The organism is Rugamonas rivuli (assembly GCF_009380165.1).
In the GTDB taxonomy this organism is placed as follows: Bacteria; Pseudomonadota; Gammaproteobacteria; order Burkholderiales; family Burkholderiaceae_D; genus Rugamonas; species Rugamonas rivuli.
In genome coordinates, this window is the sequence record NZ_WHUF01000005.1 from 552,185 (window position 1) to 567,735 (window position 15,551).

Below are 15,551 nucleotides of genomic sequence, written 5' to 3' on the forward strand. Positions count from 1 at the left end.
CATCCTGCGCAGTTCGCGCAGTCGGACGGCAGGCATCGGCTGCGCGGCTGTCTCGATTATGCCCTAGTTCGGGCTGTGCGGGCGTTCAATGCGACCAGTCCGCCGACCACGCGTGCGGCAGCGCCACAGGGGGCGGCGGCGGCGTCATCCAGTCGCGCGGATCGACGCGGTAGTACTTGAGGAATTCGGCAAACAGCTCGGCGTGGTGCTCGGCCATCTGGTAGGGTTTTTCGAAGAAGGTCTCGGTGGCGACGGCGAAGAATTCGGCCGGATTGGTGGCGCCGTAATGGTCCATCACGCTGTGCTGGCGGTACATGGCGCTGTGGCGCAGGTGCTGGAAATCGCGCTCCAGCACTTCCGACCATTCGCTGTAGCTGGCCGGGTTGCCCAGATACGGGGCGCCGTTGGCGCGGCCCGATTCGCTGTCGAGCTGGTGGGCGAATTCGTGCAGCACGACGTTGTGGCCGTCCGTCCAGTCGCCGGCGCCGCGCTGCACGTCATCCCAGGACAGCACGATGCGGCCATCGTCCCAGGATTCGCCCAACATGGTCTGGTGGCCCGGCGTCACCACGCCGCCCGGACCGACCTCGGCCCGCCGCGCCACGAAGGCGCTGGGGTAGACCAGGATGGTGTGCAGCGCCGGATAGACCTTGCTGGGCCGGTTCAACAGCAGCAGGCAAGCCTGGCCGGCGATGGTGACGGCCATCTCGTCGGTGACTTCCAGGCCCTCGCAGCCGATGAATTTTTTCTGGTGCAGGAATTGCACGACCAGGCGCTGCAACTGCTGCTGCAGCGCGGGCGCCATGCGGCGGTAGACCGGGATATTGTGCTGCAGGACGGCCAGCGCCGCGGCCGGCAGCGGTTGCGCCAGCACCCGCCGCAAACGCCAGCGCGGGTAGAAAAAGGGCGTCGCTATCAGCAGCGCCGTCAGGCCGATCCAGATCAAAGCTTCCATGTGCAGCGCGTCCGTTGAGATGTCCAGTCCAGGCTAGGTGGGGGGCCTTGCCGACATTTCAATATGCAAACTGCCGGGCATGCCCGGCTGTTCCATCATACGCCTGCGCTAGACGCTCAGATCTGTTCTTCTTTTTGCAGCGATGGCGCCGAGCCGAACAGGGCTGCCACCAGCGGATCGCGCATCACCGGGCCGCGGTTGACGCGGATCGCATAGTGGGTGTCGTCGGCCAGGATGTGGAAGTGGCGGCCGCTGCCGGCCATCGCCTGTTCGCGCAGGCCCGGACGCTCCTTGCGCGGCGGGGCGCCTTCGCGCTTGGGCTGGACGATGGCGGCCAGGAAGGCGGCCACGCGCTCAGGATCCGGCGTCAGCTGGTAGACGGCCTTGCCCAGGTAGGTGGCCGTGCCTTCGACGTAGCGGGCCAGCTCGATCACGCCGGCTTCGCGCAGGTCGCGGATGTATTTGCGGGCGCCGGACGGCGAGAACTTCAGGAACCAGGCGATCTCGTCCGCCAGCATTTCGTGCAATTGCAGTTCGCCGATCAGCTTCTGCATGTTTTCGATGCGGCGCAGCGTGGCCGACGTCGAGCGGACGCGCTCGATCGAGGCCATCGACAGCGCCGGCTTGCGGTCCAGCGGGGCCGGCCCCGGACGTTCCACCAGCATCAGCTTGGCGGTCGTCGCGTGCATTTCCGGCGAGGCTTTCATCTCGTTCTGGACCAGATGTTGAGGTTGTCTAACTGCATGCATGGGAACACTCCTTATAACAATTGCCGAGATTAGTGGCGGCGGATAGCGTGGCGGGCATCGTGCTTCGCGCTACGGTCTCTGCATCTGACGCCAGAATGCCTTTTCGTGGAGCATTAGTCTGTGCGGCAACGAACATTAGCGAAAATACTTGGCACTTAAGCTGTGACAAATGGCCTTGCACTAAGTTTCAGGAAATGTGACGGATTTGATACAGCGCAAGCTTAGGTACGCTAGCGCACGGAAGAGATGCACCAAAGTCCCTAATCTTCAGTCCAACAGCGGTGCCTGGCCATTGCTGCAACAATCACTCATCACTAATAATCGGGAGCTCACCTGTGAATAAATCCAAGAATATCGCCCTCGCCGTCGTCGCCCTGTGCGCGTCGTTTTCCGCCCTGGCTCAGGATGCGGTCATCAATCCATCGTGGTATATCCAGCCCAGCCTGAACGCCATGAAGCCCGATTCGGACTTCGGCGTGGACAAGCGCGGCTATGGCGCCGGCCTGAAATTCGGCAAGGCGCTCAATGAAAGCTGGGACGTCCAAGTCGGCACCACCTATGCCCGCTCCCGTGAAAACGGCCAGCGCTACCAGCAAAACACGCTGGGCGTGGATGGCTTGTACATGTTTTCCCGTAAATCGTTCCGTCCCTTCCTGCTGGTCGGCGTCGGCGCCGAGCGCGACAAGGCCAACCTGAACGTCATCGGCGAACGCCGCAAGAATTCACCCTACCTGAGCGCCGGCCTGGGCTTCCAGGCCGACATCAGCGACCAGGTCGCCTTCCAGGCCGACATCCGCAACGTGCATGGCTTCATCCGTGGCGATGAATTCCCTAACAGCAAGAGTAATAACTACTACGCAACGGTTGGCCTGAACATCGCCTTCAACGCGCCGCCGAAAGCCGCACCGATCGCGCCGCCGCCACCGCCGCCGCGCGCCATGGAACCGGCGCCGCAACCGGCACCGGCCGTGGTGCCGCCACCGCCGCCGCCGGCGCGCTTCGAGAAAGTGACGATGTCGGCCACCGAACTGTTCGGTTTCGACAGCGCCAAGCTGAACCCTAACCAGCCCAAGCTGGACGACATCGCCAATGTCCTCAACACGAACAGCAGCATCGACAACGTGGTGATCTCCGGCTACGCCGACCGTCTGGGCAGCGACAAGTACAACCAGAAGCTGTCCGAGCGTCGTGCGCAATCGGTCAAGGAGTACCTGGTCGGCAAGGGCGTCGCCGCCAACCGCCTGAACGCCGTCGGCAAGGGTGAGGCCAACCCCATCGTCCAGTGCAACAACAAGAAGCGCGCCGACCTGATCAAGTGCCTGGAACCTAACCGCCGCGTCGAAGTCGAGCAAATCACCATCGAACGCCGCGTTCAGTAAGCAAGCAAGCCCCGCTCCCGCAGCGGGGCTTTTTTTCGATGAAGCTCGATCTCGTCACGGTATTGCGATGTACCGTCAGCGAATGGATGGAACACCGCGCCGGCAGCAAGGGCGCGGCGTTGGCGTTTTACACGCTGTTTTCGCTGGCGCCCGTGCTGGTGCTGGTGCTGGCGATCGCCGGCTGGTTCTACGGGCCGCAGGCGGCGCAGGGCCAGCTGTTCAACGAGCTGCGCGGCCTGGTCGGCAGCCAGGGTGCGGAAGCGATCCAGCTGGTGCTGGCCGGCGCCCGCGACAAGGAACAAGGCCGGCTGGCAACATTGATCGCCGGCGCCCTGCTGCTGTTCGGCGCGACCAGCGTGTTTGCCGAGCTCAAGGCCAGCCTCGACGACATCTGGCAAGTGCCTCCGCTGGTGCACGGCACGGTCTGGGACGTGGTCCGCACCCGCCTGCTGTCCTTCGGCATGATCCTGGTGCTGGCTTTCCTGCTGATGGTGTCGCTGGTGGTCAGCGCCGCGCTGGCCTTGCTGGAAAAGCTGTGGGGGGATTACTGGCGCGAGGCCGGCTTCGTGCTGTCGGCCGCCAATATGGCGATCGGCTATCTCGTCATCGCCGCGCTGTTCGGGGCGATCTTCAAGCTGCTGCCGCGCATCAGGTTGTCATGGCATGACGTGACCATAGGCGCGCTGGGCACGGCCGCCCTGTTCACGCTGGGGAAATACCTGATCGGGGTCTACATCGGCAACAGCGGCGTCGCCAGCAGCTATGGCGCCGCCGGTTCGGTGATCGCGCTGCTGCTGTGGGTGTACTACTCGGCGCAGATTTTCTTCCTCGGCGCCGAGTTCGCGCGCCAGTATGCGCTGCAACTGGGCAGCCTGCGCCAGCCGCCCTCCCCGCCTCAGGTCGGCTTGCGCCGCAGGTAGGCGCGCGGCGTGGCGACCGGCAGGTCGGCCACGGCCAGGGTCGCCGCCAGCGCCTGCTGGTCTTCCTCGCGGATCACCGCATCGGGCGCCAGCACGCGGTCGATCACCTGCGGGCTGATGCCTATCGATTGCAGGAATTGCACCGCGCTGGCGGTGCCGATGTCGCGCTGCACTTCCAATGCCTGGCGGACAATGAACTCCAAGGAATGCCAGCCTGCAGTTTCCGAAGTCTCCGGCCGCGCGCGGCGGTCATGCTCTGGACTCATGTGCTGCTCCTCAAGATGGGTGTAACCGTATGTTAGCCGACTCGCGCATAGAAACAAGTGCGATTGCGCGCTTGCAGCCGGCCCGCCTATTCGCCCAGCAGTTCCGCCACCACTTCCATGCCTTCGACGCGCTCGGCCACCACCTTGACGATGACGATCAGCGGCACGCCCAGCAGCAGGCCGGACACGCCCCACAGCCAGCCCCAGAACAGCAGGCTGACGAACACCGCCGCCGCGTTCATGCGGGCGAAGCGGCCGGTCATCCAGGTCGCCACCACGGTGCCGACCAGCGTGGCGATGGCCAGCGAGGTGCCCATCACCAGCGCGCTCATCTGGAACGATTCGAATTGCATGAAGGCCACCGCGCCGGTGGCCAGCGTGATCAGCAAGGGGCCGAAGTAAGGCATCAAGTGCAGCAGCCCGGCCACGATGGCCCAGGCGCCGGCGTTCTCCAGCCCGATCCAGCGCAGCGCTATCCACATCAGCAAGGCCAGCAGGCCGTTGGTGACGAGCAGCATCAGCATGTATTTCTGGATCGACGAGTTGATGTCCTCCAGGATGTGCACGGTGATCTTCTTCTTGCTCAGCGACGGCCCGGTCAGCTTGACCAGCTTGCGCTTGAAGGTATCGCCCGACAGCAGCAGGAAGAACACCAGGAAGATCACCATCACCGCCTGGCTGAGGAAGCCCATCACGCCCATCGAACCGGCCCACAGCCAGTCCATGACGGGCAGCGTGCCGCTGTCCGGCGGCGGCGCGGCCTTGCGCGCGGCGCGGCGCTCCTGGGCGCCGCTGGTGGCCTGCTGCAGTTCGGTGGCTACGGCCTGGATGCGCTGCAGGGTGCTGGGGCCTTGATGGCTGCGGTCGGCCAACAGGCGCGACAGCTTATGGCTGACGGTGGGCAGTTCTTCGACGATGGATTCGAACTCGCCCTGCACCTTGTCGATGACGACCAGCGAGCCGCCGAGGATGGCGACGGTGATCAGCGTCGCACCGACCACGCGCGGCAGGCGCATGCGCTCCAGCCAGCACACGATGGGGCTGAGCATATAGGTGATCAGGATGCCGAGCAACAGGGGGACGAGGAAATTGCGCGACCATTGCAGCGCGTAGATGAACGCTACCGTGGCGATGACGCCGAGCGCCAGGCCACGGGCGTGGACATGCAGGGGAATACGCGGGCCATCGCCTTCGGCGACAGCAGCGTTGACCAGGGGGAGTGCTTCAGGCTGCTGGCTCATGATGGCTCGCTAAAAAATCCCGGCGCGGCCAGCCCGGCTGGGCTGGACCGCGCCGGCAGGTAACGCTTACTTGACGTGGATGTCGTTCTTCACGCCGGTCACGCCCTTGACGCCGCGGGCGACTTCGCCGGCCTTGGCGATGTCTTCAGGCTGGGCCACGAAGCCGCTCAGCTGCACGGTGCCCTTGAAGGTTTCCACATTGATTTCCGTGGACTTCAGGCTAGGCTCGTTGAAGATGCTGGCTTTGACTTTGGTGGTGATCACGGAATCGTCGACATACTCGCCGGTGCCTTCTTTGGTCGAGGTCGATGCGCAGCCGGCGGTGGCCAGCAGCGACACGGTGAACAGGGCAGTAGCGATTTTGTGTGCGATTTTCATGGCATTCTCCTTGGGGTGATTAACAGTCGTTTGTCAGCTAGCGGGACTGGATGTCCTTGCTACCGATGTAGACGTTGTACGCCCCTTCCCCACCCATCTCTGTACGCTATCGTACAAAGACGGCACATCGCAAACGGCGCCTGCACTGGGTGCGGAAGCGCACAGACCCTGGCCGGCGCGCTGGCTATGCTGGATTCATACTTTTTCGGGAGAACAATATGAAACACATGACCGCCATCGCCGCCGTGCTCGTCGCCGGCACCGCCGTCCTCAGCGGCTGCGCCAGCACCAGCCCGGTGCCGCAGCAGCAAGGCTATTACGCCAACCAGGCTGAAGCGGCTTCCTACGGCACCATCGAATCCATCCAGGTCACGCAGGCCAAATCCGGCACCAGCGGCGCCGGCGCCGTCACCGGCGGGCTGGTCGGCGCACTGCTGGGCAACCAGATCGGCTCGGGCAGCGGCCGCACCGCCGCCACCGTGGCCGGCGCAGTCGGCGGCGCCGTGGTCGGCAACAATGTCGAGAGCAACCGCAGCCAGACGCACGAGCAGTACCAGATCAGCGTGCGCATGGATAACGGCGACTACCGCATCGTCAACCAGGACAATATCTACGACCTGCGCACCGGCAACCGCGTGCGCCTGGTCGATGGCCGCGTCTATCGTTATTAATCGTTACTCATTCCCACCAACAGGAGAACCCCATGGGCACCATCATTTTGATCATACTCGTCCTGGCTTTGATCGGCGCCCTGCCGGCCTGGCCGCATAGCCGCAGCTGGGGCTATGCGCCCAGCGGCATCACCGGCCTGATCGTCGTGATCCTGCTGATCATGCTGCTCACCGGCAGGCTGTAACCCAACGGAGGAAATCATGGCTCACATTCGACACCTCGTCATCGGCTTGGCCATGGCTTGCGCCGCCTGCGCGGCGCAGGCGGCGGACCAGACCACGCCGCCGCAAAACGCCCAGCTGCAACAGAAGGAAATCGCCAAGGGCGATCCGGCGCGCTGGTACCAGGACGACGCCACCGCCGCCGCGCAGCTGCGTACGCTGCGCAAGGAAATCGGCGCCGCGCTGGCCGAGGCCAACATCGCCTGCAAACAAGGCCCGGCCGCCGAACGCGGCAGCTGCATGCAGGAAGCGCGCGCCACCTACAAGCAGGATATGGCGAACGCGGCGCAGATACGCGCCGAGCACCACCAGCACTAGCCCGCCAGTCCAGCGGCCGCGCTAAGCGGCCCGCTCCTGGTCGTGCGGCTGCCGCAACGGCGGCAGTTCATGCACGACCAGCGGCGTATCTTCCGTCACAAAGCTCAACCAGCCCGCCGCCTTGATGGCGCGCAGCGCATCCTGGTAGCCCTGGTCCCAGCGCCATTCGATCGAGCCCTTGGAAAAATTGATGTCCTTGGCCGCCATATTCCAGTCGCGGCCGGCGTACGCCAGACGCACCACGTGCAGCGTGGTGCCGCAGCCCAGCGCGGCCAGGTCCTGCGCGCCCTCGACCGTCCTGGCCCGCTCCGGCAAGGCCTGGTACAGCTCGCGCAACTTTTGCTGCAGCTTGTGGGTGGCCACGTAGTCGTCCAGGTGGCGCTTGGAACGCGAGGCGAAGGTGACGTCTTTCTGCCGCGTCTGCACCTCGTCCAGCGTGGTCGGCTCGGGGCCGTCGGCGCTCCACAGATCCACCATGAAGCACAGCGTATCGACATGTTCGTTATCGTCCAGCACGGTCTCCAGCGGCGTGTTCGAATACAGGCCGCCGTCCCAGTACAGCTCGCCGTCTATGCGCACCGGCGGGAAGCCCGGCGGCAGCGCGCCGCTGGCGCGGATGTGATCGGCGTTGAGGGTTTGTTCGCGGTTGTCGAAGCTGCGCAGGCTGCCGCAGGCGACCTTGAGCGCGTTGACCGTCAGCCGCATGCCGCCCGGCTGGTTCAGGTAGTCGAAATCGATCAGGCGGTTCAGCGTGTCGCCCAGCTCGCTCGTGTCGTAGAAGCTGGCCTGCTCGGGATCGACCGCCGCCCCGGTCGGGAACAGGCTCATGAAGCGCGGCTTGAAGAAGCCCGGCACGCCGCGCACCAAGGTGTCCCAGGTTTGCAGCAGCACGTTGGAGCGCCGCTGCTGGTCCGGCACCTGGCGCATATCGTAGCTGTCGCGGTGGGCGATGCCGTCCCAGAATTGCCGCAGCCGCTCCAGCCGCGTTTCGTGCGGATTGCCGGCCAGGATGGCGGCGTTGATCGCGCCGATCGAGGTGCCGACGATCCAGTCCGGCGCCAGGCCGTGCTCGTGCATCGCCTGGAACACGCCGGCCTGGTAGGCGCCCAGCGCGCCGCCGCCCTGCAACACCAGGACCACGCGCAAGCGCTCGGGATTCAATTCGGATTTGGGACTGCTCATCTGCATAGCTCCAATAAAAAAACGCCGCAGTTGCGGCGTTTGGGGGATTACTCCTGCTCCGGCGCGGGTTTGCGCCGCAACAGCCAGGCCATGCCGATGCCGGCGGCCAGCGCCACGCCGATGGCCGGCTTGACCAGGCGCTTGCGGGCGATGTAGGAACCCACCGTCAGCGCATACGGCATCAGCGACTTGAAGTTGATGCCCTTCAGGCCGCCCGGCTGCAACAGGCCGCCGAGACGGGCCTGGGCCATGCCGATGGCCTGCTCGACGGCGCCATGAAACATCGCGTCCGGCTGCAGCGCGTTGGCCACCAGCGCCTTGGCGTGCACCACCTTGATGCGGTACAGCTCGCCCTCGCGTATCAGGCGCTGCTTGTCCGCGTCGATGGCGGCGCGTTCGGATTCTTTGCTCATCTGCTCTCCCGGTTACAACAGCATGTCGCGGTCGGACTTGAGTTCGGCCATGGTCGCCGGCATCGACAGTTTGCCGCTGCGTATCAGGCCGCGCGCATACAGCATCAGGCCGACGGCGATCAGCACAAACACGCCGGTGATGATGGGCAGGATCTTCCAGCCCAGCGCATCCCAGGCCAGGTAGGCGATCGTCACCGTACCATAGGCCAGCGCGAAGCAGCCCGCCACCACGGCCAGCGCGAACACCAGCACCAGTTGCAGCAGGTGGTTGCGCACCTCCGACAGTTCCAGCGCGGCCAGCTCCAGCCGCGTCAGCACCAGGCCGATGCCGTTGCGGGCGATATTGCCCAGCGAAGCGATCAGACCCGGCGGACGGTTCATTTCATCGGACACGATGGCTTACTTGCGGCCGATGATGACGCCGATCAGCAGGCCCACGCCGGCCGCCGCGGCGATCGAACGCCATGGGTTTTCCTTGACGTAGACGTCGGCCTGCTTGGCCATTTCCTTGCTGGCGGCGACGGCGCTTTGCTGCGCTTCGTGGGCCTTGGCCAGCGCGGTGTCGAGCGCGCGCATGCCGCGGCCGCGCAGTTCCTCGGCCTTTTCGCCGGTCAGCGCGGTGGCGGCGGTGAACAATGCCTGCGCATCTTTAACCAGAGTTTTCACGTCGTTATTCACGGTACTGATGTTTTGTTCCAGCATGATGGAGCTCCTGTTATGGTTGTGTGAGGTGAAAACTGTACAGCAAAATACCAAATATGCATCAATCCAGCAAATCGCGCATATCGTCTGCGTGTTCTTCTTCCACCGCCATGATCTTGATCAAAAGGTGGCGGGTGGTCGGATCGGTCGTGCCTATCTGCTCGATCATCTGGCGGTACGACTCGATGGCGACGCGCTCGGCGATCAGGTTGGCCTTGATCATCGATTGCACATCGTCAGATGCATCATACTCGGCATGGCTACGTGCGAGCAATGTTGCCGGATTGAAATCAGGCTGGCCGTTCAACTGAATGATACGCTCGGCCAGCCAGTCGGCGTGTTCCTGTTCCTGCATCGCGTGTTCGAGGAACTCGGCCTTGATCGGGCCGTTGTCGCGGCCGCTGACCGTGTAGTAGTGCCGCTTGTAGCGCAGGATGCAGACCAGCTCGGTCGCCAGCGCATCGTTGAGCATCTTGACGACCGCCGTGCGGTCGCCCTGGTAGCCTGCCGTGACCGGGCCGTCCTGCAGATTGCGCGCCGCTGCGCGGATGGCCTCTTTGTCGATGCCGGTGGGGTTAGATTCAGCCATGATGTTTTTCCTTGGAGTTTAGTGACGGGTGGCGATCGGTGCGCCGTTTTGCGACAGCACGATCTCGACGCGGCGGTTCAGCTGGCGGCTGCCGGCATCGGCATTGCTGGCGACCGGGAAGGCTTCGCCATAGCCGCGGGTGGCGATCTTGTCGCTCTTCACGCCCAGGCCGATCAGGGCGTTGCGCACCGATTCGGCGCGGCGCTGCGACAGCTCCAGGTTGTGCGCGGCGGTGCCGGTGCTGTCGGTGAAGCCTTCGATCAGCACTGCGCTCTGCGGCTGCTGCATCAGCACGTCGGCCATCTTCTGCGCGGTGCGCATGCCTTCGGCGCTGAGCTCGGCGCGGTCGACATTGAACAGCACGTCGCTCAGCGTGATGACGATGCCGCGCTCGGTCTGCTTGGCTTGCAGGTCGGCCAGCTGCTGTTGCAGCGCCGCGTTCTTGGCCGCTTCGTCGCGGGCGCTGTTGGCGGCGGCGTCGGCCTGGGCGCGCGCGGCGTCGGCGTCGGCCTTGGCCATATTCGCTTGCGACTTGGCCTGGTCGGCGCTGATGCGGGCCTGGTTCGCTTCGGCGGTGCGCTGCTCCAGGCGGATCTCGTCACGCTGGCGGCCGGCGTTGGCGATGTCAGCCTCGGCGCGCTTGCCCTTGGCCACTTCCTGCGCGGTGGCGATCTTTTGCTTGGCGATATAGGCCAGCTTGTCGATCTCGTCCAGGCTGTCCTTCTTCGCGGCGGCGGCGTTGGCGCGGTCCAGCGCGTCGGAAGCGGCCTTGAATTCCAGCGGCGCGTTGGCGGCCACCGACGGATTGCTTTGCGCCGCCATGAAGTCGCCGCGGGTCTGGTCGAGCAGGCTGGTGGTGGTCGGCGTGGTGCTGCAGGCGGCGAACATGATCGACATCGCGAAGGCGAGCGGGATGAGTTTCAATTGTTTCATGCGCAGTGGGTTCATGGTGAGCTCCTTATTGTTGGGTGGTGGTGCTGCGGTTCAGTTCTTCGCGCAGCGTGCGTATGCTTTGCTGCAGCTCGTCGGCGGCTGTGGTGGCCTTGGCCGAGCTGGCTTTGCTCTGCGCCAGCTGGGCATCGGCCGACGCCTGGTTGGCCAGGTCTTGCGCGGTCTTGTAATCCTTGGCGGCCAATGCCTGGTTGGCGCGCATCAGCTTGTCGCGGGCAGATTGCATTTCGGCCGGCGCCAGGTCGGCGGCGCCGGCGCTGGTGGCGTTGGCCACTGCGGCGCGCGAGACGGCGACGTCGGCGGTGGCCGGCGTCTTGTCGCTGGCGCAGGCGCTCAAGCCCAGCAAAGCGGCAATGGCGCACAGCGCGGCGATGGGATGTTTGGTCGTGTTCATTATTCTTCTCCTTAAAAGTCATGCGGTAGGTTGACTTTATAGGCCCATGCCGCCGCAGCTTCAGTACGGTGCCGCACATTCCGCGCCGACCATGCCGGCCTTTGTGCGCCAGCGCACCAGCGCGGCGCGCGCGCCGGTGTAGCCTAGTAAAATACCGTCATTCGAATAAGAAGAAAGGCCAGCCATGTCCCTGCCCCGCCGCACCCGCATTGCCCTCGCCGTCGCCGGCGTCCTCGTCGCCGTGCCCACCGCCGCCGTGATCGTCCTGATGAACTACGACTGGAACCGCGCCCGCCCGTGGCTCAATGAAAAAGTCAGCGAAGCCATCGACCGGCCGTTCGCCATCCGCGGCGACCTGTCGCTGACCTGGGAGCGCCAGGGCCACAGCGACGCCGACCGCACCTGGCGCGACTACCTGCCGCTGCCGCATCTGGTGGCGCGCGATGTCCATGTCGGCAATCCGGCGGGTATCCAGGCGCAGCAGGAAATGGCCAGCGTCGGCCAGTTCGCCTTCTCCATCGACCTGCTGCCGCTGCTTGAGCACAAGATCAGCATCCCGGTGCTGCGCTTCGATACGCCGGCGGTGCTGTTGCAGCGCGACGGCGACGGCCGCAACAACTGGACCTTCAAGCAGGCCGACAAACCGTCGCCGTGGAAGCTGGACCTGCAGCGCGTGGTGTTCACCAAGGGCACGGTGCATTACGTCGATGCGCTCACCCATGTGGACGCCGTGGCCGAGGTCGACACGCTCAACGCCGATCCGAGCTACGGCGTGGCGTGGAAGGTGAAGGGCACATGGAACCGCCAGACCGTCAGCGGCGGCGGCAAGGCCGGCGCCGTGCTGTCGCTGCAGCAGCAATCGACGCCCTACCCGCTGGCGGCCGACATCAACGTCGGCGGCACCCGCATCGCCATCGAAGGCACGCTGACCAAGCCGTCCTCGCTGACCGCGCTCAACATGCGGCTCAAGCTGTCCGGCCCCAGCATGGCGCGGCTGTACGGCCTGACCGGCGTGCTGCTGCCGGAAACCCCGGCCTTCGCCACCGAGGGCCATCTGACGGGCAACCTGGGCGGCAACGCCAGCCGCTGGGTGTACGACCAGTTCACCGGCCGCGTCGGCCATTCCGATATCGGCGGCAAGCTCGAATACCGCTACGGCCAGTCGCTGCCGCGTCCGCTGCTGACGGGCGCGGTGCAATCGAAGCTGCTGCAATTTTCCGACCTCGGCCCGCTGATCGGCGCCGACTCCAACGCCGCCAAGGAAGCGCGCGGCGTGGAGCCGGTGCAGCCGGGCGACAAGGTGCTGCCGGTGGAAACCTTCAAGACCGAGCGCTGGACCGCGCTGGACGCCGACGTCGGCTTCCAGGCCCAGCGCATCACGCGCGACAAGGATTTGCCGATCTCCAAACTCGACACCCGGATCGGCATGCAGGACGGCGTGCTGACGCTCAAGCCGATGAACTTCGACATCGCCGGCGGCCGCTTCACCTCCAACGTCATGCTCGACGGCAGCGGCAAGCTCAACCCCAACGCCATCCGCGCCGAACTGAAGGCCGGCGCGCGCCACCTCAAGCTCAAGCAACTGTTCCCGCGCATCGAGGAAATGCAGGCCACGGTGGGCGAAGTCAACGCCGACATCTCGCTGTCGGCCACCGGCAACTCGGTGGCCAGCCTGCTCGGTTCGTCGAACGGCGAATTGAAGGGCGTGATCAACGAAGGCAGCGTCAGCAAGCTGCTGCTGGAAGAAATGGGCCTGAACATCGGCAACGTGGTGCTGACCAAGCTGGTGGGCGACAAGCAGGTCAAGCTCAACTGCATGGTCACGGACTTCGGCGTCACCAACGGCTTGATGCAGTCGCGCCTGTTCGTGGTCGACACCTCGGACGCCAAGATCGACGTGGCCGGCACGGTCAACCTCGGCAACGAAAAACTGGACCTGACCATGCGCCCGGACGCCAAGGGCTTGCGGGTGATCTCGCTGCGGGCGCCGATCTATGTGCGCGGCACCTTCAAGGATCCGGACGTCAGCATCGACAAGGGCGTGCTGGCCTTGCGCGCCGGCGGCGCGCTGGCGCTGGCCGTGGTGGCGCCGGTGGCGGCCATCCTGCCGCTGATCAACGCCGGCCCCGGCGAGACCACCGGCTGCACCACCTTGCTGGCGCAGCAAGGCGGCAAGCCGGTCGCACCGGCGCCGGGCAAGACGCTGGCGCCGAAACCGCCGGTCAAGCATCAAAACTGACTTTAGCTCTATGTGCGTTGTCGAACGGAGACGGGATGGGGACTTGCGTACTCTGTAGTCATTGGTGCTGGCGCTCTCTGCCGCGCCTTAATCAGCCAGTAAGGAGTAGACCATGAAGAACGTCAAACAACTCGTATCCACCGCCGCCATCCTGGCGGCCACCCTGGGCCTGAGCGCTTGCGCAGGCATGTCGAACCAGGACCGTAACACCGCCGTCGGCGCGGGCGTCGGCGCCGTGGCCGGCTCGGTGTTGACCGGCGGCAGCCCTATCGGCACCGTCGGCGGCGCAGCCGTGGGCGGCGTGATCGGCAACCAGGTCAGCAAGCCGCCGCGCTGATCGCCAGCCCCATGAAAAAAGCCCGGCTGCGCGCCGGGCTTTTTTTATACTCTTATTTATACTATTTATATTCTTTACAAGAACACATTGGCCATGCCGATGGCGCCGTTGTCCTTGACCAGCTCGTAGCAGCGGCAGGACACGGCTTCCAGCCCGGCAGAGTCGAGGATCTCGATATTGCCGCGGCTGTAGCTGATGAGCTTTTGCTGCTGCAGCGCGCTGGCGGCCTTGGTGACGCCGACCCGCCGCACGCCCAGCGCTTGCGCGAGGAACTCGTGGGTCAGGTGGAATTTTTCCGATTGCAGGCGGTCGCGCGTGATCAGCAGCGAGCGCGCCAGCCGCGCCTCCAGCACATGGAAGCGGCTGCACACGGCGATCTGGATCGCCTGCGCCAGCAAGGTGTCGGTGTAGCGGTACAGCAGGCGCTGCAACGAAGCGTTGCGGCGGAACTCGGCGCAGAACTCGACGGCGTCGATGCGGCTGGCGCGGCCGGCGCGCTGCACCACCGCGCGCACCTGCGCCTGCTTGTGCCCCAGCGCCACCGACGCCCCGATCATGCCCTCCTGCCCCACCGAGCCCACCTCCAGCGTCATGCGGCCTTCGGCCACCGCCAGCAGCGAGATCAGGCTGTCGACCGGAAAGTAGATGTGGCGGATGGTCTGGCCCGGCTCGTACAGCACCTCGCCCACTTCCACCCTGACCGTGTCGCACAGGGCCAGCAGCTCGGCCTGCTCTTCGTCGGGCAGGCTGGCCAGCAGGCGGTTCAGCACAGGCCGGGGCTGTGCTCTGTCTTCTTCGGATAGCGATGAGGGATAGGTATGCATGGAATCAGCCTAATGGCAACGATTTGCGCTGTATGTACGCTCACGCACGGAAGCAGAACATGTCTTGAGCGAAAATCTGCCTCGTAATGCACTACTTTAACCAGAATAAAAGGACACCCCATGGACACCCCAACCTCCACCAAACAATCGCTGCACCCGGTCATGGTCATCGCCGCCGTCGCGGTGGTGCTGTTCTGCGGCGTCGGCAGCGCCGCCATCATGGGCTGGCTGCCCAACTCCAGCGCCACCGTGCCGGGCGCCGCGCCCATGCCCGGCCAGCTGTCGTCGGTGCCGCCGGCCGAACAGCAGTCGCTGCCAGCGCAGCCGGCAGGCGGCTACGCCAACAACGTGGCGCCGGCACAGGGCCAGTATCCGACGCAGCAGCAACAACCGCAGCAACAGGAACAGGTCGCCCAACAGGGCCCGGCCGTCTGCGCCAGCTGCGGCGTGGTGCAATCGGTACGTTCGATCGAACACCGCGGCCAGGGTAGCGGCGTCGGCGCGGCCGGCGGCGCCATCCTGGGCGGCCTGCTGGGCAACCAGGTCGGCAGCGGCCACGGCCGTCAACTGGCTACCGTGGCCGGTGCGGTCGGCGGCGCCGTGGCCGGCAACCAGGTCGAAGGCAATATGAAAACCACGCACAGCTGGGAGATCACGGTGCGCATGGACAATGGCAAGAAACGCGTGCTGCACCAGTCGTCGCAGCCGCAATGGCGCGAAGGCGACCAGGTCAAGATTGTCAACGGCCAACTGCGTTCCATTTAAGTACGGCAGCGTACAGAGAAGCAAGCCCGCATTGCAGATAATGGAAGCCAGATACA

Annotated in this window: 21 protein-coding genes; 8 read left to right on the forward strand and 13 right to left on the reverse strand. The window is 65.0% G+C overall.

Annotation, left to right across the window (positions count from 1 at the left end; genetic code table 11):
- Positions 1–85: 85 nt before the first annotated feature.
- Both GEV01_RS21245 and GEV01_RS21250 read right to left on the reverse strand, forming a co-directional pair.
- Positions 86–955 (reverse strand): M90 family metallopeptidase, encoded by an 870-nt coding sequence (locus GEV01_RS21245; RefSeq protein ID WP_152807510.1) that lies wholly within the window; start codon positions 953–955, stop codon positions 86–88.
- Between the two features lie 116 nt (positions 956–1,071).
- Positions 1,072–1,662 carry a winged helix-turn-helix domain-containing protein gene (locus GEV01_RS21250; protein ID WP_152807611.1) on the reverse strand — a complete coding sequence of 197 codons (591 nt, stop codon included), beginning with the start codon at positions 1,660–1,662 and terminating at the stop codon, positions 1,072–1,074.
- Between the two features lie 377 nt (positions 1,663–2,039).
- On the opposite strand from GEV01_RS21250, the gene GEV01_RS21255 reads away from it, so the two are divergent.
- Complete coding sequence (locus tag GEV01_RS21255) at positions 2,040–3,083, forward strand: OmpA family protein (RefSeq protein ID WP_328595582.1); 1,044 nt, start codon at positions 2,040–2,042, stop codon at positions 3,081–3,083.
- Positions 3,084–3,121: 38 nt separating this feature from the next.
- Positions 3,122–4,003 carry a YihY/virulence factor BrkB family protein gene (locus GEV01_RS21260; protein ID WP_152807511.1) on the forward strand — a complete coding sequence of 294 codons (882 nt, stop codon included), beginning with the start codon at positions 3,122–3,124 and terminating at the stop codon, positions 4,001–4,003.
- Here the strand turns inward: GEV01_RS21260 and GEV01_RS21265 are convergent.
- From GEV01_RS21265 to GEV01_RS21275, 3 genes are all read right to left on the reverse strand, one after another.
- Positions 3,979–4,269, reverse strand: coding sequence for a hypothetical protein (locus tag GEV01_RS21265; RefSeq protein ID WP_152807512.1), 291 nt, complete (start codon positions 4,267–4,269; stop codon positions 3,979–3,981). The two genes, GEV01_RS21260 and GEV01_RS21265, sit on opposite strands and share 25 nt — an antisense overlap.
- Before the next feature lie 86 nt (positions 4,270–4,355).
- Positions 4,356–5,510: an AI-2E family transporter gene (locus GEV01_RS21270; RefSeq protein WP_152807513.1), complete on the reverse strand. Its 1,155-nt coding sequence runs from the start codon at positions 5,508–5,510 to the stop codon at positions 4,356–4,358.
- Between the two features lie 66 nt (positions 5,511–5,576).
- Entirely contained in the window at positions 5,577–5,888 is a 312-nt protein-coding gene (locus GEV01_RS21275) for a BON domain-containing protein (protein WP_152807514.1), read from the reverse strand.
- Positions 5,889–6,106: 218 nt separating this feature from the next.
- Between GEV01_RS21275 and GEV01_RS21280 the strand changes: the two genes are divergently transcribed.
- Genes GEV01_RS21280 through GEV01_RS21290 form a run of 3 tightly spaced genes read left to right on the forward strand, consistent with a single transcriptional unit; the run spans position 6,107 to position 7,099 of the window.
- Positions 6,107–6,559 carry an outer membrane lipoprotein gene (locus tag GEV01_RS21280; protein WP_152807515.1) on the forward strand — a complete coding sequence of 151 codons (453 nt, stop codon included), beginning with the start codon at positions 6,107–6,109 and terminating at the stop codon, positions 6,557–6,559.
- Positions 6,560–6,591: 32 nt separating this feature from the next.
- A complete protein-coding gene (locus tag GEV01_RS21285) occupies positions 6,592–6,744 on the forward strand; it encodes a DUF3309 domain-containing protein (protein ID WP_152807516.1) in 153 nt (50 codons plus the stop codon).
- A gap of 16 nt (positions 6,745–6,760) precedes the next feature.
- The gene (locus GEV01_RS21290; protein ID WP_152807517.1) at positions 6,761–7,099 is read left to right on the forward strand and encodes a hypothetical protein; all 339 of its coding nucleotides are present in this window, start codon (positions 6,761–6,763) and stop codon (positions 7,097–7,099) included.
- A 21-nt stretch (positions 7,100–7,120) separates the two neighbouring features.
- Here GEV01_RS21290 and GEV01_RS21295 read toward each other — a convergent pair whose 3' ends face one another.
- The 7 genes from GEV01_RS21295 to GEV01_RS21325 form a co-directional block, all read right to left on the reverse strand.
- Positions 7,121–8,281 carry a patatin-like phospholipase family protein gene (locus GEV01_RS21295; RefSeq protein ID WP_152807518.1) on the reverse strand — a complete coding sequence of 387 codons (1,161 nt, stop codon included), beginning with the start codon at positions 8,279–8,281 and terminating at the stop codon, positions 7,121–7,123.
- Between the two features lie 47 nt (positions 8,282–8,328).
- The gene (locus tag GEV01_RS21300) at positions 8,329–8,694 is read right to left on the reverse strand and encodes a hypothetical protein (protein WP_152807519.1); all 366 of its coding nucleotides are present in this window, start codon (positions 8,692–8,694) and stop codon (positions 8,329–8,331) included.
- A gap of 12 nt (positions 8,695–8,706) precedes the next feature.
- Positions 8,707–9,075, reverse strand: coding sequence for a phage holin family protein (locus GEV01_RS21305; RefSeq protein WP_152807613.1), 369 nt, complete (start codon positions 9,073–9,075; stop codon positions 8,707–8,709).
- A gap of 18 nt (positions 9,076–9,093) precedes the next feature.
- Complete coding sequence (locus tag GEV01_RS21310) at positions 9,094–9,396, reverse strand: DUF883 family protein (RefSeq protein ID WP_008446875.1); 303 nt, start codon at positions 9,394–9,396, stop codon at positions 9,094–9,096.
- A 61-nt stretch (positions 9,397–9,457) separates the two neighbouring features.
- Positions 9,458–9,985, reverse strand: coding sequence for a ferritin-like domain-containing protein (locus GEV01_RS21315; protein WP_152807520.1), 528 nt, complete (start codon positions 9,983–9,985; stop codon positions 9,458–9,460).
- 18 nt (positions 9,986–10,003) lie between these two features.
- Positions 10,004–10,933: an OmpA family protein gene (locus GEV01_RS21320; RefSeq protein WP_152807521.1), complete on the reverse strand. Its 930-nt coding sequence runs from the start codon at positions 10,931–10,933 to the stop codon at positions 10,004–10,006.
- A gap of 10 nt (positions 10,934–10,943) precedes the next feature.
- Entirely contained in the window at positions 10,944–11,330 is a 387-nt protein-coding gene (locus GEV01_RS21325; protein WP_008446869.1) for a DUF4398 domain-containing protein, read from the reverse strand.
- A gap of 184 nt (positions 11,331–11,514) precedes the next feature.
- On the opposite strand from GEV01_RS21325, the gene GEV01_RS21330 reads away from it, so the two are divergent.
- Positions 11,515–13,569 (forward strand): AsmA family protein, encoded by a 2,055-nt coding sequence (locus GEV01_RS21330; protein WP_152807522.1) that lies wholly within the window; start codon positions 11,515–11,517, stop codon positions 13,567–13,569.
- 112 nt (positions 13,570–13,681) lie between these two features.
- Positions 13,682–13,906 carry a glycine zipper 2TM domain-containing protein gene (locus tag GEV01_RS21335; RefSeq protein WP_152807523.1) on the forward strand — a complete coding sequence of 75 codons (225 nt, stop codon included), beginning with the start codon at positions 13,682–13,684 and terminating at the stop codon, positions 13,904–13,906.
- 74 nt (positions 13,907–13,980) lie between these two features.
- Here GEV01_RS21335 and GEV01_RS21340 read toward each other — a convergent pair whose 3' ends face one another.
- The gene (locus GEV01_RS21340; RefSeq protein WP_152807524.1) at positions 13,981–14,730 is read right to left on the reverse strand and encodes a Crp/Fnr family transcriptional regulator; all 750 of its coding nucleotides are present in this window, start codon (positions 14,728–14,730) and stop codon (positions 13,981–13,983) included.
- Between the two features lie 120 nt (positions 14,731–14,850).
- Here GEV01_RS21340 and GEV01_RS21345 point away from each other — a divergent pair, with 120 nt between their 5' ends.
- A complete protein-coding gene (locus GEV01_RS21345; protein ID WP_152807525.1) occupies positions 14,851–15,495 on the forward strand; it encodes a glycine zipper 2TM domain-containing protein in 645 nt (214 codons plus the stop codon).
- Positions 15,496–15,551: the final 56 nt, after the last annotated feature.